At 72.4% G+C, this 20,159-nt stretch carries 18 protein-coding genes; 4 read left to right on the top strand and 14 right to left on the bottom strand.

All coding sequences use genetic code 11. The features are described 5' to 3' along the window. Positions 1 to 22: 22 nt before the first annotated feature. The 4 genes from AB0J46_RS47340 to AB0J46_RS47325 form a co-directional block, all read right to left on the bottom strand. Positions 23 to 853: a carbohydrate ABC transporter permease gene (locus AB0J46_RS47340; RefSeq protein WP_364342558.1), complete on the bottom strand. Its 831-nt coding sequence runs from the start codon at positions 851 to 853 to the stop codon at positions 23 to 25. Beyond that, positions 850 to 1,812 (bottom strand): sugar ABC transporter permease, encoded by a 963-nt coding sequence (locus AB0J46_RS47335; protein ID WP_364342554.1) that lies wholly within the window; start codon positions 1,810 to 1,812, stop codon positions 850 to 852. The genes AB0J46_RS47340 and AB0J46_RS47335 overlap by 4 nt, the downstream gene beginning before the upstream one ends. Before the next feature lie 3 nt (positions 1,813 to 1,815). Then, positions 1,816 to 3,078, bottom strand: coding sequence for an extracellular solute-binding protein (locus AB0J46_RS47330; RefSeq protein WP_364342551.1), 1,263 nt, complete (start codon positions 3,076 to 3,078; stop codon positions 1,816 to 1,818). A 108-nt stretch (positions 3,079 to 3,186) separates the two neighbouring features. Beyond that, a complete protein-coding gene (locus AB0J46_RS47325) occupies positions 3,187 to 4,254 on the bottom strand; it encodes a LacI family DNA-binding transcriptional regulator (RefSeq protein ID WP_364342548.1) in 1,068 nt (355 codons plus the stop codon). 267 nt (positions 4,255 to 4,521) lie between these two features. On the opposite strand from AB0J46_RS47325, the gene AB0J46_RS47320 reads away from it, so the two are divergent. Then, positions 4,522 to 5,397, top strand: coding sequence for an SGNH/GDSL hydrolase family protein (locus AB0J46_RS47320; RefSeq protein WP_364342545.1), 876 nt, complete (start codon positions 4,522 to 4,524; stop codon positions 5,395 to 5,397). A 30-nt stretch (positions 5,398 to 5,427) separates the two neighbouring features. On the opposite strand, the gene cydB is transcribed toward AB0J46_RS47320, so the two are convergent. Together cydB and AB0J46_RS47310 are read right to left on the bottom strand one after the other, a co-directional pair. Beyond that, a complete protein-coding gene (gene cydB / locus AB0J46_RS47315) occupies positions 5,428 to 6,399 on the bottom strand; it encodes a cytochrome d ubiquinol oxidase subunit II (RefSeq protein ID WP_364342542.1) in 972 nt (323 codons plus the stop codon). Positions 6,400 to 6,406: 7 nt separating this feature from the next. Next, positions 6,407 to 7,780: a cytochrome ubiquinol oxidase subunit I gene (locus tag AB0J46_RS47310; RefSeq protein ID WP_352326394.1), complete on the bottom strand. Its 1,374-nt coding sequence runs from the start codon at positions 7,778 to 7,780 to the stop codon at positions 6,407 to 6,409. 156 nt (positions 7,781 to 7,936) lie between these two features. On the opposite strand from AB0J46_RS47310, the gene AB0J46_RS47305 reads away from it, so the two are divergent. After that, the gene (locus AB0J46_RS47305; protein ID WP_364342539.1) at positions 7,937 to 8,584 is read left to right on the top strand and encodes a pyridoxamine 5'-phosphate oxidase family protein; all 648 of its coding nucleotides are present in this window, start codon (positions 7,937 to 7,939) and stop codon (positions 8,582 to 8,584) included. Between the two features lie 15 nt (positions 8,585 to 8,599). Here the strand turns inward: AB0J46_RS47305 and AB0J46_RS47300 are convergent, their stop codons facing one another. The 6 genes from AB0J46_RS47300 to AB0J46_RS47275 are packed head-to-tail and all read right to left on the bottom strand — an operon-like array spanning position 8,600 to position 16,226. Next, positions 8,600 to 9,406 (bottom strand): universal stress protein, encoded by an 807-nt coding sequence (locus AB0J46_RS47300; RefSeq protein ID WP_364342536.1) that lies wholly within the window; start codon positions 9,404 to 9,406, stop codon positions 8,600 to 8,602. A gap of 31 nt (positions 9,407 to 9,437) precedes the next feature. Further along, complete coding sequence (locus AB0J46_RS47295) at positions 9,438 to 9,662, bottom strand: hypothetical protein (RefSeq protein WP_364342533.1); 225 nt, start codon at positions 9,660 to 9,662, stop codon at positions 9,438 to 9,440. A gap of 30 nt (positions 9,663 to 9,692) precedes the next feature. Beyond that, positions 9,693 to 10,379 carry a respiratory nitrate reductase subunit gamma gene (narI, locus tag AB0J46_RS47290; RefSeq protein WP_364342530.1) on the bottom strand — a complete coding sequence of 229 codons (687 nt, stop codon included), beginning with the start codon at positions 10,377 to 10,379 and terminating at the stop codon, positions 9,693 to 9,695. Next, positions 10,376 to 11,038 carry a nitrate reductase molybdenum cofactor assembly chaperone gene (gene narJ, locus AB0J46_RS47285; protein WP_358301483.1) on the bottom strand — a complete coding sequence of 221 codons (663 nt, stop codon included), beginning with the start codon at positions 11,036 to 11,038 and terminating at the stop codon, positions 10,376 to 10,378. The genes narI and narJ overlap by 4 nt, the downstream gene beginning before the upstream one ends. Then, a complete protein-coding gene (gene narH / locus AB0J46_RS47280; RefSeq protein ID WP_364342527.1) occupies positions 11,035 to 12,585 on the bottom strand; it encodes a nitrate reductase subunit beta in 1,551 nt (516 codons plus the stop codon). Before narH ends, narJ begins: the two co-directional genes overlap by 4 nt. Next, on the bottom strand, positions 12,585 to 16,226 hold the full coding sequence (locus AB0J46_RS47275) for a nitrate reductase subunit alpha (protein ID WP_364342687.1): 3,642 nt from the start codon (positions 16,224 to 16,226) through the stop codon (positions 12,585 to 12,587). Before AB0J46_RS47275 ends, narH begins: the two co-directional genes overlap by 1 nt. A gap of 187 nt (positions 16,227 to 16,413) precedes the next feature. On the opposite strand from AB0J46_RS47275, the gene AB0J46_RS47270 reads away from it, so the two are divergent. Then, positions 16,414 to 17,055, top strand: coding sequence for a response regulator transcription factor (locus AB0J46_RS47270; RefSeq protein WP_352351499.1), 642 nt, complete (start codon positions 16,414 to 16,416; stop codon positions 17,053 to 17,055). 64 nt (positions 17,056 to 17,119) lie between these two features. Continuing rightward, on the top strand, positions 17,120 to 17,527 hold the full coding sequence (locus AB0J46_RS47265; RefSeq protein ID WP_364342523.1) for a pyridoxamine 5'-phosphate oxidase family protein: 408 nt from the start codon (positions 17,120 to 17,122) through the stop codon (positions 17,525 to 17,527). A gap of 86 nt (positions 17,528 to 17,613) precedes the next feature. Here the strand turns inward: AB0J46_RS47265 and AB0J46_RS47260 are convergent, their stop codons facing one another. Further along, entirely contained in the window at positions 17,614 to 18,837 is a 1,224-nt protein-coding gene (locus AB0J46_RS47260; RefSeq protein ID WP_364342520.1) for an MFS transporter, read from the bottom strand. A gap of 156 nt (positions 18,838 to 18,993) precedes the next feature. Then, the coding region (locus AB0J46_RS47255) for a GAF domain-containing protein (RefSeq protein WP_364342517.1) at positions 18,994 to 20,159 on the bottom strand (1,166 nt) is incomplete at its 5' end.

Genomic DNA, 20,159 nt, shown 5'->3' with positions numbered 1-20,159 from the left:
GTCTTGGGTGTCGGAGGTGTGGTCATTTGAGGCCCATGGTGGCGATGCCCTGCACGAAGTAGCGCTGCAGGGACACGAAGAGCGCGAGGATCGGCGTGATGATCAGCACGGCCCCGGCGAGCAGCGTGCCGTAGTCGGTCGCGTACTGGCCGGTGGAGTAGAGCGAGAGCGCGACCGGCAGCGTGTACATCGACTCGGTCTGGCTCGCCACGAGCGGCCACAGGAAGTTGTTCCACGAGCCGAGGAAGGTGAGGATGCCGAGGGTGGCCAGCGCGGGGCCGCACAACGGCAGCACGACCCGGGTGAAGATCCTCGTCTCGGAGGCGCCGTCGATGCGCGCGGCCTCCAGCAGCGAGTCGGGGATGTCCAGCATGAACTGGCGCATCAGGAAGACGCCCACGGGCTGCGTGAGGAACGGCAGCACCAGGGCCCCGTACGTGTCGAGGATGCCCATCTTCGCGACGATCACGAAGAGCGGGACGAAGGTCACCACGCCGGGCACCATGATGGTCACCAGCACGACGCCGAGCAGGGCGCGTTTCCCGGCGAAGTCCATCTTGGCCAGCGCGTAGCCGACCATCGAGCAGAACAGCAGGTTGCCGAGCACGGTGAGCACGGCGACGACGAGGCTGTTGCCGAAGAAGGTGCCGAAGTGCAGCTCGGTGAGCCAGCGGGCGAAGTTCCCGCCGGTCGGCGAGTGCGGCCACCACGTCGGGGGGTCGGCGAAGATCTCGTCCTGCGTCTTGAACGCGCCCAGCACCATCCAGGCGAACGGCGCGAGCCACACCACCACGCCGGCGGTCAGCACCACATAGCTGAGCGAGCGCGCCGTCAGGCGTCCCTGCTGGGTCATGTGGCCCTCCTGAGCAGGCGGAACTGCAGGACGCCGACCGCCGCGATGACGACGAACATGATGTAGCTCGCCGCGGACGCCTTGGCGAAGTCGCCGAAACCGAAGGCGTTGAACGTGTAGTACGTCATGGACAGCGTGGAGCCGAGCGGCCCGCCCTGCGTCATCACGAACGCCTCCTCGAAGAACTGCAGGTAGCCGACCGAGATGAGCACGCAGCCCAGCAGGATCGTGGGGCGCAGCAGCGGCAACGTGATGCTGCGCAGGCGGCGCCAGGGCCCGGCGCCGTCCATCGCCGCCGCCTCCGCGACGTCGGCCGGGACGGCCTGCAGCCCGGCCAGGAAGATCACCATGAGGGTCCCGGTGTTGCGCCAGACGGCCATCAGGATCAACGAGGGCAGGGCCCAGGTGGTGCTGTTCAGCCAGTCCGGCCCCTCGACGCCGACCAGGGCGAGGACCATGTTGAGCAGCCCGTCGCGGGCGAGGATGTGACGCCAGATGACCGAGACCGCGACGACGCTCGTGACCACCGGCGCGTAGAAGGCGACGCGGTAGACCGGCCTGAGCCGGCGGACGCCCGAGTTGAGCGCCAGCGCCAGCCCCAGCCCGAGCGCCACCGTGGCGGGGATGCCGACGAGGACGAACAGCGCCGTCACCCCGGCGGCGTTCTGGAACTCCGGATCCGTGAGGACGTCCGCGTACTGCTGGAGGCCCACGAAGTTCACGTTGAAGGGCGACTGGATGTCCCGCGCGGTCAGGTCCGTGAAGGAGAAGCCGATCGAACCGGCGATCGGCAGGACCATGAACACCGCGAAGACGACGACGAACGGCGCGGCGAACAGCCAGGCGACCGTCGTCTGGCGGCGCCGGCGTTCGGAGTTGGCTCCCCCGGCCCGGCGGGCGCGCACGTCACGGGAGGCGCGCGCCCGTCCGGGGGCGGTGGGCGACATGGGGTTCGACACCGCTCAGGACACCCCGATGCCGTCGGCCTGCTGCTGGAGCTTGCGCAGCGTGTCCGCCACCGGGCGGCCGCCCTTGATGATCTGCTCGATCGCGGAGTCGCCCGCCGCGCCGACCTTGTCGAAGGCGACGAGCTGCGGCGGCGCCTTGGCCGTCTTGAGCTGCTCGGCGAACGCGGCGAGCGTCGGGTCGGCGAGCAGCGCCGGATCCTGCCACGCGCTCTGGGTCGCCGGCAGGTCGCCGCTGACCTTGTACCAGGCCGCCTGGGTCTGCGGCTCGCTGAGCCACTGGACGAGCTTCCAGGCGGAATCGGGGTTCTTGGCGGCCTTGAAGACCACGAGGTTCGCGCCGCCGACGAACGAGGTCGAGCTCTTCCCCGCCGGAAGCGGCGCGGTCGCGTACTTGCCCGCGAACGCGTCCCCGCCGGCCTGGGAGATGGCGCCGCGCAGGAAGGGGCCGGCGACGAGCATCGGCGTCGTGCCCGTCAGGAAGTCCTTCACCGCGGCGGCGGGCGCCGTGTCGGCGTTCGGATCGGCGATGCGCTGCTTGAAGTACGACGCCAGGTACTCGTACGCCGAGGCGAACTCGGGCGTGTCGAGGGTCCACGAGGACTGGTCGGCGTTCATCAGCTCCGCGCCGTTGGACCACGGCATCCAGAGCGAGGACAGGAACGATCCGGTCGTGCCCGCGGGCAGCCGGATGCCCCATTTCGCACCGGCCTTGCGCTGCAGGTCGGCCGCCATCCGGCGCAGCTCGTCCCAGGTGGCGGGGGGCTTGTCCCAGCCGGCCTTGCGGGCGAGGTCCGTCCGGTAGTAGAGCGCTCGGACGTCGACGTACCACGGCACCTCCAGCAGCCGGCCGCCGATCGTTCCCGTCGAGACGGCTCCCGGGTACATGCCCGCCGTGCCGATGGCCGCGGGCACGGGCGCGAAGGCGTCCTTGAACACCGGCAGGCCGGGCATCATGGCCAGGTCTGGAACGTTCCCGGCGGCGATGGCGGTCTGGAACTTCTGGTAGGCCGAGTCCCACGGGATGGCGGTCACGTCGACCTTGACCCCCGGGTTGGCGGCCTCGAACTTCTTCACGAACTCGGGCAGGAGCTCGCCCTCGTTGCCCATCGCCCACATCGTGATCGCGCCGGCGGCCTTGGCCGCGACGCTGGAGGACGGCTGGGCCCGTCCGGCGCCCTCGTCGGCCCGGCCGCACGCGGTGAGCGCCGCCGCAACGGCGATCGCGGCCAGGGCCGCCACTGTTGATCTGTGTCGCACGGCCAGTTCCTTCCTGTCGGCCTGTGTTGCCTCCCCCGAACGGCTGAGAATTTATGCGCTTAACTCGCCAGAAATCCAGCCCCAATGCGCAATTGAGACCAAATTCCGTCAGGAGCAGCCGCAGCTGCGGCCGAGCACCATGCGCGTCGGCAGCACGTACGACCTGGGGTGGGACACCCCAGCCGCGGTGTCGGTCAGGATGCGCACCGCGAGCCGCCCCATCGAGGCGAACGGCTGGCGGACCGTGGTCAGCGTCGGGTTCGAGAGCCGCCCGGCGACGATCCCGTCGAAGCCGGTGATCGCGACGTCGTCCGGCACCCGGATGCCGTGCCGGGCCAGCAGGTCCAGCACGGTGAGCGCGAGCTGGTCGGTGGCGCAGACCAGGGCGTCCGGCACGTCGCCGGCCGCGATGGCGGCGCGCAAGGAGCGCAGGCTGTCCTGGGCCAGCGCGGTGGTGTCGAACGGTTCCTCGGGGACCGGCAGCCCGTGCGCGGCCAGCGCCGCCTGGAACCCGGCGAACCGGGCGGCGATGTCGGGCGCGGCCGGCTCGCCGAGGAACGCGGGAGACCGGCGGCCGTGCCGCTCGACCAGGTGATCGACGAGCTCGCGCACGGCGCTCTCGTTGGCCACCGTGATGTGGTGCAGGGGGTCGTGCATGGGCGGGCTGCTGAAGATCACCACGGGCACGCCGCGGCCCACGTGCTCCAGCAGGTCGCGCGCCGCGCCGCCCGGGAAGATCGCCAGGCCGTCGACGCTGCCGGCCAGGTCGAAGCTGCCCAGCGAGTCGCGGCTGGCCCCGGACCCGAGCATCACCGGGCGGCCCAGCCGCTGCGCCTCCAGCTCGAACCCGCGCTGGATCTCGTCGACGTAGAGCGGGAATCGCCGCACGTCGCCGAGGCCGTCGAGCTCCCGGGCCACCATGGCGTCGAGATCCTGGGCGCCGAGGTCGGCGGGCAGGAACATGTCGAAGGCGTACAGGCCGAGCGCCTGGGAGCGGCCCTTCGCGAGCCCGCGCGCGCTGCCGCTCGGCACGTAGCCGAGGGCCCGCGCGGCCTGCAGGACCAGCTCGCGCGTCGCCGGGCGAACCCGCTCCGGCTGCCGGAAGGTGTGCGAGACCGTCGCGATGGAGACGCCTGCCCGCTCAGCGACGTCGTAGACGGTCGCCCTCTGCGCCACCGGACCATCACCCGCCCTTCCCGGCGTCGCCTGCGAACGGATCGTATCCGCTTCAGGTCACCACCCTACGCGCCGCGCCCGGCCGATGATCACCACGCTCGTACGCGTACCGGAGGCGACCGGGATCTTGACGGGACGCCCGCGCCCGAGCAAAACTAACCACCTGGTAGGAAATGGCTGCGCGCCGCGGGTTCGCCCTGCGTGCGCGGTGTTCACCTCCGCCGCCGCGCCGGCCCCTGCCCTCACCCCCCTCCAGAGAAGGTGCCCATGTTCGGGAAGAAGTCCCTGACACTCTCAGCGGCGGCCGTCACGGCGGCCCTCTCTTCGCTCCTCGCGACGCCGGCCGCGCACGCCTCCGCCCGCGACACCGCCGTCGGCCACTATGTGGCCCTCGGCGACTCCTACACCGCGGGCCCGGGAATCCCGAATCAGACGGACGCCGACTGCGGCCGTTCCGACCGCAACTACCCGACCCTGACCGCGGCCGCGCGGACCGTCGCCGCCTTCACGGACGTCAGCTGCGCCGGCGCGACCACGGCGAACATGACCGGCGCGCAGGGCGCGGCCCCGCCCCAGCTGGACGCGCTCCGCCCGGAGACGGACCTGGTCACCCTGGGGGTCGGCGGCAACGACATCAACGTCAGCAGCATCATCGGCCGCTGCGTCATCCTCGGCAAGCTCAATCCCGGCGGCTCGCCGTGCAAGGCCGGCTACACCCTGGCCGGCATCGACCAGCTCGCCGGGCGCGTCGCCGCCACCGGCGACAGGATCGACGCCGTGCTCCAGGAGATCAGGCGGCGCTCCCCCGGCGCGGACGTCCTCGTCGTCGGCTATCCGGTCATCATGCCGGACGACGGGAGCAACTGCTATGCGACCGTCCCCATCGCCAAGGGCGACGCCCCCTGGCTGCGGGACGTGGAGAAGCGCCTCAACACCATGCTCGCCGAGCGCGCCGCGGCGGGCGGCGCCCGATTCGTCGACACCTACACCGGCTCGGTGGGCCACGACCTGTGCAAGCCCCTCGGCGTGCGGTGGATGGAGCCGATGGAGGGCGTGGACTCGGCGGGCCTGCACCCGAACGCCTCGGGCCACCAGGCCATGTCCACCGCCGTGCTGAGCGCGGTGGACGCCGCCCGGCGGTGACGGCGCCGCCGCCGCCGATCGCGATGGCCGTCAGGTTCGGGCGGCGCCGGTGAGGCGGCGGCGGAACACCCAGTACGTCCACGCCTGGTAGGCCAGCACCAGAGGCGTGAAGACGGCCGCGACCCAGGTCATCACCGTCAGCGTGTACGGGCTGGAGGCCGCGTTGGTCACGGTGAGGCTGTTGGCCGGGTCCAGGGCGGGCATGACGTTCGGGAACAGGCCGGTGAAGATCGCCGCCACCAGGGCGACCACGGCGACCGCGCTGGCGGTGAAGGCCCAGCCGTCGCGGCCGCGCACGGTCGCGGCCACCGCGCCGGCCAGGCCGAGGGCGACCAGCGCCACGGCGGCCCACCGCAGCGCGCCGCCGCCGCCGTCCGAGAGCAGCAGGAACGCCATCACGACCAGGAACGCCGCCGGGGAGATGCTCTTGGCCATCCGGCCGGCGGCCAGGCGCAGGTCGCCGGTGGTGCGCAGGGCCAGGAAGACCGCGCCGTGCAGGGTGAACAGCAGCAGCGTGGCCAGGCCGCCGAGCAGCGCGAACGGGTTGAGCAGGGTCAGCAGCGTGCCGGTGTACTCGTGCTCGGCGTTCAGCGGCACACCGCGCACGATGTTGGCGAACGCCACCCCCCACAGGAAGGCCGGGACGAGCGAGCCCCAGAACAGCGCCCGGTCCCAGCCGCGCGTGCTGTCGCTCTTGCTGCGGTACTCCAGGGCCACGCCGCGGGCGATGAGCGCCAGCAGGATGAGGAACAGCGGCAGGTAGAAGCCGCTGAACAGGGTGGCGTACCACTCGGGGAAGGCGGCGAAGGTCGCGCCGCCGGCCACCAGCAGCCACACCTCGTTGCCGTCCCACACCGGGCCGATCGTCTTCAGGACGGCCCGCCGGTCGGCCTCCTCGCGGCTCAGGACGGGCATCAGGATGCCGACGCCGAAGTCGAAGCCCTCCAGCAGGAAGTAGCCGGTCCACAGCACGGCGATCAGGACGAACCAGACGTTTTCCATGATTTCCTCAGTAGCTCAGCGCGGGGACGGCGGTCTCGGGCTCGTCCTGCTCGTTCGGCCCGATCCGGATGAACTTGACCAGCAGCCGGATCTCGATGATCGCGAGCACGGCGTAGGCCAGCGTGAAGCCGACCAGCGTGATGGCCACCGAGGGGACGTCCGCCGTCGGCGAGACGGCGTAGGCGGTGCGCATCAGCCCGAAGACGGTCCACGGCTGGCGGCCCATCTCGGTGAAGATCCAGCCCATGCTGTTGGCCAGGAACGGCAGGCCGATCCCGGCGATGGCCAGCCGGTAGGCCCAGCGGCCCGCGGGCAGCCGGCCGCGCCTGGTCAGCCAGAGCCCGGCCAGGGCGAGCAGCGCCGACAGCATGCCGAACCCGATCATCAGCCGGAAGGACCAGTAGGCCAGGCCGACGATCGGCCGGTAGTCGCCGGGGCCGTACAGGGCCTGGTAGCGGGCCTGGATGTCGTTGATGCCCTCGACCTCGCCGTCCAGGGTGTTGGTGGACAGCAGGCTCAGGCCGTAGGGGATCTGCAGGTTGACGTGGTTGCGGCCGTTCTCGACGTCGCCGATGGCGAACAGGGAGAAGCCGGCGGAGGTCTCGTCCTCCCACAGGGCCTCGGCGGCGGCCATCTTCATCGGCTGCTGCTCGGTCATGATCTGGGCCTGCCAGTGGCCGGAGAACGACACCCCGACCGCCGAGACCAGGCTGACGGCCAGCGCCAGCCGGGCCGAGGTGCGGAAGAGGGAGACGTCCCGCTTGCGCAGCAGGAACCAGGCGCTGACGCCCAGCACGAACGCGGCCGCGGTCAGGAACGCGCCGAACAGGACGTGCGGGAAAGTGACCAGCGTGGTCGAGTTGGTCAGGACGGCCCAGATGTCGGTCAGCTCGGCGCGGCCGTTGTTGATCCGGTAGCCGACGGGGTGCTGCATCCAGGAGTTGGCCGCCAGGATGAAGTAGGCCGAGATGTTGGTGCCGATGGCGGCCAGCCAGATCGTGGCCAGGTGCAGCCGGGGCGAGAGCCGGTCCCAGCCGAAGATCCACAGGCCGAGGAAGGTGGACTCCAGGAAGAAGGCCATCAGCCCTTCCATGGCCAGGGGCGCCCCGAACACGTCGCCGACGAAGCGGGAGTAGTCACTCCAGTTCATCCCGAACTGGAACTCCTGCACGATGCCCGTCACCACGCCCATGGCGAAGTTGATCAGGAACAGCCGGCCCCAGAACCGGGTCAGCCGCAGGTACTCCGGCTTCTTCGTCCGGTGCCACGCCGTCTGCAGACCGGCCACGATGATCGACAGGCCGATCGTGAGCGGCACGAAGAGGAAGTGGTAGACGGTCGTGATGCCGAACTGCCACCGGGAGAGATCCAGGACATCCATGCAGGCCAGGCTCCTCCTCCCGGCCGCCGCGCCGTAGGGCCGTGCGTCCCGGGGCCGAGGGACGTTGGTCCCATGAAGGGGCGAAGGACCCTGTCCGGGGTACGGAGTGCCTGGACAGCGTCACCCCGCATGGGGACGCAGAGGCAGGAGGAGACAGTGACAGCGACCGGCGACTTCGGCCACCGCATCCAGTACCACCGGCAGCGGCTGGGGCTCACCGTCGAGCAGGTGGCGGAGCGGGCGGAGATGTCCGCCGGCTACCTCCGGTACATGGAGGAGCACGTGGACATCCCGGACCGGGGAACCCTGAACCGCCTGGCCGACGCGCTCGGGACCACCGGCCAGGACCTGCTGGGCGGCGGGCGCGACCGTCCGCCGGGCGTCGGGCCCGCGATGGCCGAGCCCGTCCTGGAGGTCCTCGACCGCGAGGAGTGCCTGCGCCTGATCGCGCCCGGCGGCATCGGCCGGATCGCGTTCAACGGCTCGCACGGGCCGACGGTGCTGCCCGTCAACTTCCGCGTGCACGACGGCGCCATCGTCTTCCGCACCGCCGCGGGCGGCCCGCTCGACCAGGATCTGCGGACCGGCCTGGAGGGCGTCGAGGTCATGGTGGGCTTCGAGGTGGACCGGATCGACGAGGCCCGGCGGCAGGGGTGGAGCGTGCTCGTTCAGGGGCCCGCCCACCACGTGACCCCCGACGAGCAGGCCGGGTCGGACGTCACCCCGTGGGCGGGCGGCGACCGGCGGCTGCACATCCGGATCGTCCCCCACCACGTCACCGGCCGCCGCATCCACTCCATGTGAGGGCCGGGCCGGGAGCTAGAAGCGGGGCCGGACGACCGCCACCGGGCAGGCCGCGTGATGCAGCACCCCGTGGCCGACCGAGCCCAGCACGGCCGAGGCGAAGCCGCCGAGCCCGCGCGAGCCCACCACCACCAGGTCGGCCGTCCCGGCGGCCCGGACCAGGGCGGAGACCGGGTGCTCGCACGGCTGTTCCTCGGTGATGACCAGGTCGGGGTTGGCCTGCCGCCACGGGACGACGTGCCCGTGCGCCTGGCGGTCGGCGTCCTGCATGACCTCGATGAGGCTGCCGTAGGCGGCGGCGTACGGCGAGGAGACCGGGATCTGCCAGGCCGAGACCACGTGCAGCCGCGCCCGGCGCGCCCTGGCCTGCTCGACGGCGTACTCCATGGCCGTGCGCGCGTGCCCGGAGCCGTCGAAGCCCACCACCACCCGGTCGTGCCGCCCCTGCGGCGGTGTCCGGGCGACGACGACCGGGCCGGCGGCGTGCCCGGCCACGGCGACGCTCACCGATCCGGCCAGCATGCCGGTGAACCCGCCGAGCCCGCGCGCGCCCAGCACCAGGCTGTCGGCCGCGAGCGACTCCGCGACCAGGGTGTCCACGACGTTCCCGGCGATCACCTCCGTCGTCACACCGACCCGCTCGGCCTGCCCGGCCAGGGCGGCGGCCTCCAGCGCGCGGGCGGGGTCGTCCGTCCCGCCGGGCCGGCGCACGTGCACGATGCGCAGGTCCAGCCCGCGCCGCGCGGCATCGGCCGCCGACCATTCCACCGCCGCGGTCGCGGGCGCGGATCCGTCCACCGCCACCACGATCTGACCGCCCATCACACCTCTCCTTCCCGGGCTTCTCGCGCCCTCAGGTCCGCGGCCGGGCCGCCGTCGTCCCCGGAAGGACCGACGCGCACGACGCCGCGCCGTCCGCGCACGGGACGTCACCGACCGGCCTGATCAGCTGTCCGCGCCGGTCCAGCCGGATCTCGACGCGTTCCGTGCTCTCCTGGGCGGCCGTGACCGGGCCGGCCGCCACCAGCGCCGCGCCGGCGGCGGCCAGCAGCGCCACCGCCACCCTGGCGACGCTCATCCGCGTGCCCCTCCCCTCGGCGGGCGCCGGTCAGCGGGGCCGGACGGGCACACGTCGCCGGTAGACGACGTAGGGCCGCCACAGGTACGCCACCGGCGCCGACCACACGTGCACCAGCCGGGTGAACGGCCAGATCGCCGCCAGCAGCCAGGCCGACATCGCGTGCAGCTGGAACAGCAGCGGCACGTCGGCCATCAGCCGCGGGTCGGGACGGAAGGTCAGCACGCCCCGGAACCAGACGGCGATCGTGGCCCGGTAGTCGTAACCGCCGCCGAGCAGGTTGCTGCCCACGGTCGCGGCCATGCCGAGCACGATCACCACGGCCAGCACGGTGAACAGCACCTTGTCGGCGCGGGTCGTGGTGCGCCGCACCCGCGGGCTGGCCAGGCGCCGGGCCAGCAGCAGCGTCAGGCCCGCGACGACCATGACCCCGGCCACGGTCCCGGCGCTGACCGACACCAGGTGGTAGAGGTGCTCGTCCACGCCGACGGCCTCGGTCCAGCTCTTGGGGACGAGCAGGCCGAGCACGTGACCGCCGATGGCCGCGAACGCGCCCAGGTGGAACAGCGGCGAGCCGAGCCGCAGCAGCCTGCTCTCCAGCACCTGCGTGGTCCGGGTGGTCCAGCCGAACTGGTCCACCCGCCAGCGCCAGACGTGCCCGGCGACGAAGATCGTCAAGGCGACATAGGGGACGATCGCCCAGAGCACGACGCTCACGGCCGTACCTCACTCTCGTTCAGCGGCGGCCCGTACGGGGCCAGGCCGACCTCCTCGGCGGGCGGGCCGGCCAGGGCGAGGTCGGCCACCGCGGCCCGCTCGGCCTCCGACATGCCGGGCAGCACCGCGCACAGGGCGTCCAGCACGAGCGCGTACGGCGAGCCGGCCTCGTGCAGGGCGGTGCGGATGAGCTCCAGCCCCTTGCGGTGCTGACGCAGCGGCGCCTCCCCCACGTCCGGCCCGGCCAGCGCGGCGAACTCGCACACCACCGGCAGGAAGTCGGGCAGCTCGCCCTCGGGCGGGGTGAGCCCGGCCACACGGTAGCGCTGCTTGAGCGTCAGCAGGGCCATGCCCCGGCGGCGGGTGTCGCCGTGCAGGTAGTAGGTGAGGTAGAGGCTGGACCTGCGGCGCAGGTCGAAGGTCTCGACGTAGTGGCGGGCCAGCGGCATCGGCTGCCGATCGCCGAACCACCACAGGAACTGCTCCAGCGCCTGGCGCGGATGCCCGTCGGGCAGCGCGGCGACGGCCGTGCGCAGTTCGGGACGGGCGGCCAGCAGCCCGGCGTCCGGGTACTGCAGCAGCAGCGAGACCAGCCGGAGCAGCGCGGCGCGGTCCTGCGGCCGTTCGACGACGGTGTCGGGGGCGGGCAGCAGTCTCATGACGCCGGCCCCTTGCCGGTGAACAGCTTCAGGCCCAGGCGTCCGTCGCTGCGGCGGCCGGTCACGCCGGTCGGGTGGAACTCGCTCATCCCGGGGCCGCCGTCGCCGTCCAGGCTGCACCCGGCGGCCTGGGCCGACAACGCGGCGGCGTCCTCGCGGTGGGCGGCGGGCACCACGTAGCGCTCCTCGTACTTGGCGACGGCCAGCAGGCGGTACATCTCCTCCATGTCCCGCGCCGTCATCCCGGCCGACTCCAGCAGGTCCCCGGCCACGGTGCCGTCGAGGGTGCGGGCCCGCATGTAGCCGCGCATCGCCGACAGCTTCATCAGCACCCCGGCCACCACCTCGGTGTCCCCGGCGCTGAACAGCCCGGCCAGGTACTCCAGCGGGATGCGCAGGTCGGTGATGGCGTGGAAGACGTTGTCGGGGTCGTCGGCGTCCGCGCCGGCCCCGGTCACGGCGTCGAGGACCGGCGACAGCGGCGGGATGTACCAGACCATCGGCAGCGTGCGGTACTCCGGGTGCAGCGGCAGCGCCACCCGGTAGCGCATGGCCAGCCGGTAGATCGGCGAGCGCCGCGCGGCCTCGATCCAGTCCTCGCTGATCCCGCAGGCGCGCGCGGCGGCGGCCACCTGCGGGTCGTCGGGGTCGAGGAAGACCTTGCGCTGAGCCTCCAGCAGGTCGCGCGGGTCGGGCACGCGGGCGGCGGCGAGCACGGCGTCGGCGTCGTACAGGACGAGGCCGATGTAGCGCAGCCGGCCCACGCAGGTCTCGGCGCACACGGTCGGCTGTCCCGCCTCGATGCGGGGGAAGCAGAACGTGCACTTCTCGGCCTTGCCGGTCTTGTGGTTGACGTACACCTTCTTGTACGGGCACGAGGAGACGCACATGCGCCAGCCGCGGCAGCGGTCCTGGTCCACCAGGACGATGCCGTCCTCCTCCCGCTTGTACATCGCGCCGGAGGGGCAGGCGGCCACGCACGCCGGGTTGAGGCAGTGCTCGCAGATGCGCGGCAGGTGGAACATGAAGGTCTGGTCGAACTCCATGCGCACCTTCTCGGCCATGGCCGCCAGGTTGGGGTCGCCGTGGGCGTGCTCGGGGGCGCCGCCGAGGTCGTCCTCCCAGTTGGCGCCCCACGTGATGTTCATGTCCTTGCCGGTGATGGCCGACTTGGGACGGATGACCGGCACGTGCGGTCCGGCGGGGGCGTTGAGCAGGGTGTCGTAGTCGTAGGTGGCCGGCTCGTAGTAGTCGTCCAGGTCCGGCAGGTCGGGGTTGGAGAACAGGCTGAGCAGCCGCTTGACCCGGCCGCCCGCGCGCAGCTTGAGCCGGCCGCGCTGGTCGAGCTGCCAGCCGCCGTGCCAGCGTTCCTGGTCCTCGTACCGCTTGGGGTAGCCGACGCCGGGCTTGGTCTCGACGTTGTTGAACCAGACGTACTCGACGCCGTCCCGGTTCGTCCAGGTCTGCTTGCAGGTGACGGAACAGGTGTGGCAGCCGATGCACTTGTCCAGGTTCATCACCATGGCGACCTGTGCCATGACGCGCATCAGTAGGTCACCTCCTGGCCGCGGCGGCGGATCACCGTGATCTCGTCACGCTGGTTGCCGGTCGGCCCGTAGTAGTTGAAGGCGTAGGTGAACTGCGCGTACCCGCCGATCAGGTGGCTGGGCTTGAGCAGCAGCCGGGTGAGGGAGTTGTGCACGCCGCCGCGCCGGCCCGACCGCTCGGTGAGCGGGACGTTCACGTTGCGGTCCTTGGCGTGGTACATGTACACGGTCCCGGCCGGCATCCGGTGGGAGACGACCGCCCTGGCCACGACCACGCCGTTGCGGTTGTACGCCTCGATCCAGTCGTTGTCGGCGGCCCCGATCGAGGCGGCGTCCTCGACGCTCATCCAGATCGTCGGCCCGCCCCGCGACAGGGCCAGCATGTACGCGTTGTCCTGGTACTCCGAGTGGATCGACCACTTCGAGTGCGGCGTCAGGTACCGGACGGTGACCTCGGCGCCCTGCCCATCAGCCTGCCCGTCGCGCTGGTCGCCGTGGTGGCGGCGCAGGTCGAGCGGCGGCCGGTAGGCGGGAAGCTGCTCGCCCAGCTCGATGATCCAGTCGTGGTCGAGGAAGAACTGCTGCCGGCCGGTCAGGGTGTGCCATGGTTTGTCGCGTTCGACGTTGATGACGAAGGCGGAGTAGCGGCGCCCGCCGGTCTCCGAGCCCGACCACTCGGGCGAGGTGATCACCGGCTGCGGCCTCGACCGCGTGTCGGCGAACGTGATGCGCTTGCCCTCGTGCTCGGCGGCCAGGTCGGCGAGCCTGGTCCCGGTGCGCTTCTCCATGGTCTCGAAGCCCTGGGTGGCCAGGCGGCCGTTGGTGGTGCCGGACAGCGCGAGGATGGCCTCGCACATCCGGTCGGCGGTGCCGAGGGAGATGTGGCCCTCGGGGGTCTCGCCGTTCTGCTCGCGCAGGTAGTCCAGCTCGGGGCCCACCCGGTAGGTGATCCCCTTGGTGGTCAGGCCCAGGTCGGCGAAGAGCGGCCCGATCCCGCGGACGCGCTCGGCGACGGCGCCGTAGTCGCGCTCGACCGTGACGATCTTGGGCATCGTCCGGCCGGGGACGGGCTCGCACTCGCCGTGCTTCCAGTCGCGCACCCGGCCGCCCGGCTGGGCCAGCTCGTCCGGGGTGTCGTGGGTGAGCGGGACGGCCAGCACGTCGGTGCGCCGGCCCAGGTGGCGGGCGGCCAGCTTGGAGAAGGCGTCGGCCAGCCCGAGGAAGGCGTCGTGGTCGGACCTGGTCTGCCAGGGCGGGGCGATGGCCGGGTTGAAGGCGTGCACGAACGGGTGCATGTCGGTGCTGGACAGGTCGTGCTTCTCGTACCAGGTGGCGGCGGGCAGGACGACGTCGGAGAACAGCGCCGTGGACGTCATCCGGAAGTCGATCGTCGTCAGCAGGTCGAGCTTGCCCTCGGCGGCGTTCTCCCGCCAGGTCACCTCGGCCGGGCGCAGCCCCTCGGGCGTCTCCTCGTTGCGCGCCTCGGCGTCGGCGCCGAGCAGGTGGCGCAGGAAGTACTCGTTGCCCTTGCCGGACGAGCCGAGCAGGTTGGCCCGCCACACGGTCAGCACCCGCGGGAAGTTGGCCGGGTCGCCCGGGTCCTCGGCGGCGAAGCGCAGCCGCCCGGCCTTCAGCTCGTCCACCACGTGCTCGGCCACCGGGACGCCGCGCGCGGCGGCCTCGTCGGCGAGCTTGAGCGGGTTGCGGTCGAACGTCGGGTGCGAGGGCAGCCAGCCCAGCCGGGCCGCCTGGGCGTTGCAGTCGGCGAACGAGCGGCCCGCGAACCTGCCCTCGCCCAGCGGGCTGGCCAGCTCGCCGGCCCCGAAGCTCTCGTAGCGCCACTGGTCGGTGGCCAGGTACCAGAACGCGGTGCCGGCCATGTGCCGGGTCGGGCGCTGCCAGTCGAAGCCGAAGGCCAGGTGCTGGAAGCCGGTGACCGGGCGGACCTTCTCCTGGCCCACGTAGTGCGCCCAGCCGCCGCCGTTGACGCCCTGGCAGCCGGTCAGCAGCACCAGCGTCAGGAACGAGCGGTAGATCTGGTCGGAGTGGAACCAGTGGTTGGTGCCGGCGCCCATCGCGATCATCGACCGGCCCTGGGTGCGCTCGGCGTTGCGGGCGAACTCGCGGGCGATCCTGGCGATCGTGGCGGCCGGCACCGAGGTGATCTCCTCCGCCCAGGCCGGGGTGTAGGGCTGCGTGGCGTCCTCGTAGCTCGCCGGCCATTCGCCGGGCAGGTCGCGGGCCACGCCGTACTGGGCCATGAGCAGGTCGAACACCGTCGTGACGAGCTTGCCGGCCATCTCGGTGACCGGGACGCCGCGGCGCATGACCGAGCCGCCCTCGGTGGGGCCCTCGTCGAAGCGCGGCAGGTCCACCTCGACCGCGCGCCCGGACCGGCCGAGCAGGGTCAGCGCGGGGACGGCGCCGTCCAGGTCGAGGTTCCAGCGGCCCTCTCCCTCCTGGCCCCAGCGGTGGCCGAGCGAGCCGTTCGGCACCTGCGCCGCGCCGGTCGTCTCGTCCAGGAAGACGGTCTTGAACTCGGCGTTCTCGCTGTCCTGGCCCAGGTCGGCGGCGGTCAGGAAGCGGCGCGGCACGTACGCGTCGCCGCGCGGCTCCAGCGTCACCAGGAACGGCAGGTCGGTGTACTTGCGCACGTAGTCGGTGAAGTAGGGCACCTGGCGGTCGCGGAAGAACTCGGTCAGCGTCACGTGGCCCATCGCCATGGCCAGGGCGCCGTCGGTGCCGGGGTGCGGCGCGAGCCAGTCGTCGGCGAACTTGACGTTGTCGGCGTAGTCCGGGCTGACCGCGACGACCTTGGTGCCCTGGTAGCGGGCCTCGGTCATGAAGTGGGCGTCCGGGGTGCGGGTGACCGGGATGTTGGAGCCCCACATGATCAGGTAGCGGGAGTTCCACCAGTCGGCCGCCTCGGGCACGTCGGTCTGGTCGCCCCACACCTGCGGCGAGGCGATCGGCAGGTCGGCGTACCAGTCGTAGAACGACAGCAGCGTGCCGCCGATCATCGACAGGAAGCGGGTGCCGGCCGCGAACGAGGCCATCGACATCGCCGGGATCGGCGAGAAGCCCACCACCCGGTCGGGGCCGTGATCCTTGATGGTGTGCACGTGGGCGGCGGCCATGAGCTCCAGGACCTCGTCCCAGCTCGACCGGACGAACCCGCCCTTGCCGCGGGCCCGCTTGTAGGCCCGCGCACGCTCCGGGTCGCCGGTCAGCTCCGCCCACGCCAGCACGGGGTCGCCCAGCCTGGCCTTGGCCTCACGCCACATCTCCAGCAGCACCCCGCGCACGTACGGGTAGCGCACCCGCGAGGGAGAGTAGGTGTACCAGGAGAAGGACGCGCCACGGGGACAGCCGCGCGGCTCGTACTCGGGCGACTCCGGGCCGACCGACGGGTAGTCGGTGGCCTGGTGCTCCCACGTGATCAGGCCGTCCTTGACGAACACCTGCCAGGAGCACGAGCCCGTGCAGTTCACGCCGTGCGTCGAGCGCACCACCTTGTCGTGCGCCCACCGGTCCCGGTAGAAGCGGTCCCAGGCGCCGGGATCGATCTGGTGCAGGGTGCGGCCGTCGGCCGACACCTCCGCCCTGGTGAAGAACTTCCTGGCCGCCAGCAACGGCCCCATGCCCGGGATCGCGTCTATGTCGCTCACAACTCTTCCCCTGCCACAACGGTCATGGATCCAGGCTGGTGGGCGGGCAGGCGCTCCCGGCAGGGACCAAAGTCCCTTCGTACCGGCCGATGGGCCCACGACCGGCGCCCGGGACCTTGGTCCCTACTTCCGGGTGACGGGAGGCGGTAGCGTCGGAGGCATGATTCGTGTGTTCCTTCTCGACGATCACGAGGTCGTGCGGCGTGGCGTGGCCGCCCTGCTGGGCTCCGAGGACGACATCGAGGTGATCGGCGAGGCCGGGACGGCCGAGTCGGCGATCGCCCGCATCCCGGCGCTGAAGCCCGACGTCGCGGTCCTCGACGTGCGCCTGCCCGACGGCAACGGCGTCGACGTGTGCCGGGAGGTGCGCTCGAAGCTGCCCGGGCTGGCCTGCCTCATGCTGACCTCGTTCGCCGACGACGACGCCCTGTTCGACGCGGTGATGGCCGGCGCCTCGGGCTACGTGCTCAAGCAGATCCACGGCTCCGACCTGGTCGGCGCGGTGCGCACGGTGGCCTCCGGGCAGTCGCTGCTCGACCCGCAGACCACCGCCGCGATGTTGCAGCGGCTGCGCGACCAGGCCGCCCGGCAGGACCCGCTGGCGGCGCTGTCGGAGCAGGAGCGGAACATCCTCGACCTGATCGGCGAGGGGCTGACCAACCGGCAGATCGGCGAGCGCATGTTCCTGGCCGAGAAGACGGTCAAGAACTACGTGTCCAACCTGCTGGCCAAGCTCAACATGCAGCGCCGGACGCAGGCCGCCGCGCTGTCGGCGCGGTTGCGGGCCGATCGTCGCGACTGAGCGCCCCCGCGTCGGGACTTTCGCCTCTGACACCGGGAACGTGCCTGGTGGGAGGCTGAGAAGCATGCAACTCGACTCGTCCGGGCTCCAGGTGCTCTCCCGTGAGGAGTGCCTGCGCCTGCTGTCGTCCACGCCGATCGGGCGGATCGTCTTCACCGATCGCGCCCTGCCGGCCGTGCAGCCGGTCAACTTCTGCCTCGACGGCGAGCGCGTCGTCATCCGCACCTCGATCGGGTCGAAGCTGGCCGCGGCCACCCGGCACGCCGTGGTGGCGTTCGAGGCCGACGAGTTCGATCCCGCGATGCGCACCGGCTGGTCGGTGACGGCGGTCGGGCACGCGCGGGCGGTGACCGACCCGGCCGAGACGGCCCGGCTCGCCGCGCTGCCCCTGTCCCCGTGGGCTCCGGGCAGCCGCGACCACTACATCGTGGTCGACGCCGAGCAGCTGTCCGGCCGCCGGATCGCCGACTGACGTACCGCCAAATGCGCGGGGCCCGGCCGGACGGCCGGGCCCCGCCTTTTCGTGGAGTGTGGTCAGCGCCTTTGTGTGGGTGGCGGTCAGCGCGAGCCGGCCGGGCCGGCCACGCGGCGGGCGGCCAGCGCGCGGACCGCGGTCACCGTCAGGGCCAGCGTCACCACGGCGGTGACCGCCAGCAGGGCCAGGCCGAGGCCGTACGAGCCGAGCCGGCCGTACAGGAAGCCCATCACCAGCGGCGGGACGAACCCGCCGAGCCCGCCGGCGGCGCCGACCAGGCCGGTGACCGTGCCGACCTTGTCGGCCGGGGCGACCTGCGCGACCAGCGCGAACGTGGCGCCGCTGCCGGCGCCGAGCGCGGCGGCCATGGTCAGGAACGCGATCGTGCCGACCGGCATGAGGCCGGGGGTGAGCGCCTGCACGGCCGCCGTGCCGGCGGTGACGACGAACACGCCGGTCAGCACGGGCACCGGGCCGACGCGGTCCGACAGCCAGCCGCCGATCGGCCGGGCCAGCACGGCCAGCACGACGAACCCCGCCATCCGGTTGGCGGCGTCGGCCTGCTCCAGCCCGTAGCCGGTCTGCAGGTAGGCGGGCAGGTAGACCGAGAAGGCGACGTAACCGCCGAAGGCGACCGCGTACAGCACGCACGCCTGCCAGGTGATCGGCAGCCTGAGCGCGGCGGCCATGCGGGCACCGAGCGGCTGGGTGACGACGGCACGGCCGGGCGCGTCGCGCAGCACCAGCCACGCCACGACCGCGTACGCGGCCAGCACGACGGCGGTGATGAGGAACGGCACCGCGGCGCCGCCGGCGCGGACCAGCGGGACGGTGGTCAGCGCGCTGATCGCGGTGCCGCCCATCCCGGCGCCGAAGATCCCGACGGCCAGGCCGCGCCGGTTCGGCGGGAACCAGGCGTTGACGAACGGCACCCCGACGGCGAACACGGTGCCGCCGACGCCGAGGAAGAACCCGCCGATCAGCAGCGAGACCATGGACGTCTGCCCGAACAGGCCGATGAACAGGACGGGGACGATGGTGGCCGCCGAGACCAGCGGAAACATCACCCGCCCGCCGAACCTGTCGGTGAGCGCGCCGACCGGGATGCGGCCCAGCGACCCCACGATCACCGGGACGGCCACCAGCAGCGCCTGCTGCCCGGCCGACAGCCCGAGCAGCTCCTTGAAACGCGGCCCGAGCGGACTGAGCAGGGCCCAGGCCCAGAAGTTCACCGCGAAGCCCAGGGTCGCCAGGGTGAGCATCAACGCCGGGCTGCGGCCGGGGGTGGTGGCCGGTGCGTTCGTCATGTCTTCCTCACGTGGTTCATGCGGAGGTGGGGCGGCCTGGATGGCCGCGATCACCTGGCTTTGCCGTCCCATCACAGCTCAGCGGGCATGACGCGGGGTATGGACGAAGGTCCCGACCTCCCGGGACTTAGGACGCGCGAGGGGCCGGGGCGGCCGTCACAGCGGGACGTGCCAGCGCAGGCGGGTGCCGCCCTCCTCCGGCGTCTCCAGCTCGGCGGCCCCGCCGAGGTCGGCGGCCCGTTCCTCGATGTTGCGCAGGCCGCTGCGCCGCCCGCCGTCGCCCACTCCGACGCCGTTGTCGCCGACGAGGAGGGTGAGCCGGCCGCCGGCGACCTCGATGGAGACCTCGGCCCGGGTGGCGTGGGAGTGGCGCACCACGTTGGACAGCGCCTCGCGCAGGACGGCGAGCAGGTGCCCGGCCACCTGGTCGGGCACCAGGGTGTCGATCTGGCCCTCCATGCGCAGGCCGGGCATGAACCCCAGGTGCGCGCCCGCCCCCTCCACCAGGTCGACGATCTTCGTGCGCAGGCTCGGCGCGGCGTCCTCCCGGGGGGCCTGGAGGGCGAAGATGGACGAGCGGATCTGGCGGATGGTCTCGTCCAGCTCGTCGATGGCGTGCTGGAGCCGTTTGCCCGCCTCCGGCCGCTCGACCAGCCGGACGGTGCTCATCAGCGTCATGGCCGTGGCGAACAGCCGCTGGATGACGACGTCGTGCAGGTCCTTGGCGATGCGGTCGCGGTCCTCCAGCAGGCCGAGCCGTTCGGCGTCGCGGCGGGCCTCGGCCAGCTCCAGCGCGATCGCCGCCTGCCCCGCGAACGACTCCAGCATCTGCTGGTCGGCCCCGCTGAACGGCAGCCGCCCGCCGCGCTTGGCCAGCATGAGCACGCCGCGCACGCGGGGGGCGGCGCCCAGCGGCACCATAAGGCCGGGGCCGTAGCCCAGCCGCCGCAGCGGCGAGTCGGGGTAGGGCGCGCCCGGCAGGTCGCGTTCGGACCTGGGCTCGGCGTGCGTGAACACCTCCCCCGCCAGGGTCGCCGAGACGTCGAACGCCATCCCCAGCAGCTCGTCGGCGCCCTCGCCCTCGGCCACGTCAACGGTCAGCGTGCCGCCCGAGGGGTCGGGCAGCAGCACCTGGACCAGGTCGGCGTCGGTCATCTGGCGGGCCCGCGCCGCCATGGTGGTGAGCACCTCGCGGGAGCCGGCGCCGGACAGCAGACTGGTGGTGATCTCCGAGGACGCCTGCAGCCAGGTCTCGCGCCGGCGCGACTCCTCGTACAGGCGGGCGTTCTCCACGGCGACGCCGGCGGCGGTGGCCAGCGCGA

Origin of the sequence: Nonomuraea sp. NPDC049758 (genome assembly GCF_040674635.1) — a bacterium.
In the GTDB taxonomy this organism is placed as follows: Bacteria; Actinomycetota; Actinomycetes; order Streptosporangiales; family Streptosporangiaceae; genus Nonomuraea.
This window is presented reverse-complemented; position numbering and strand designations above follow the sequence as displayed.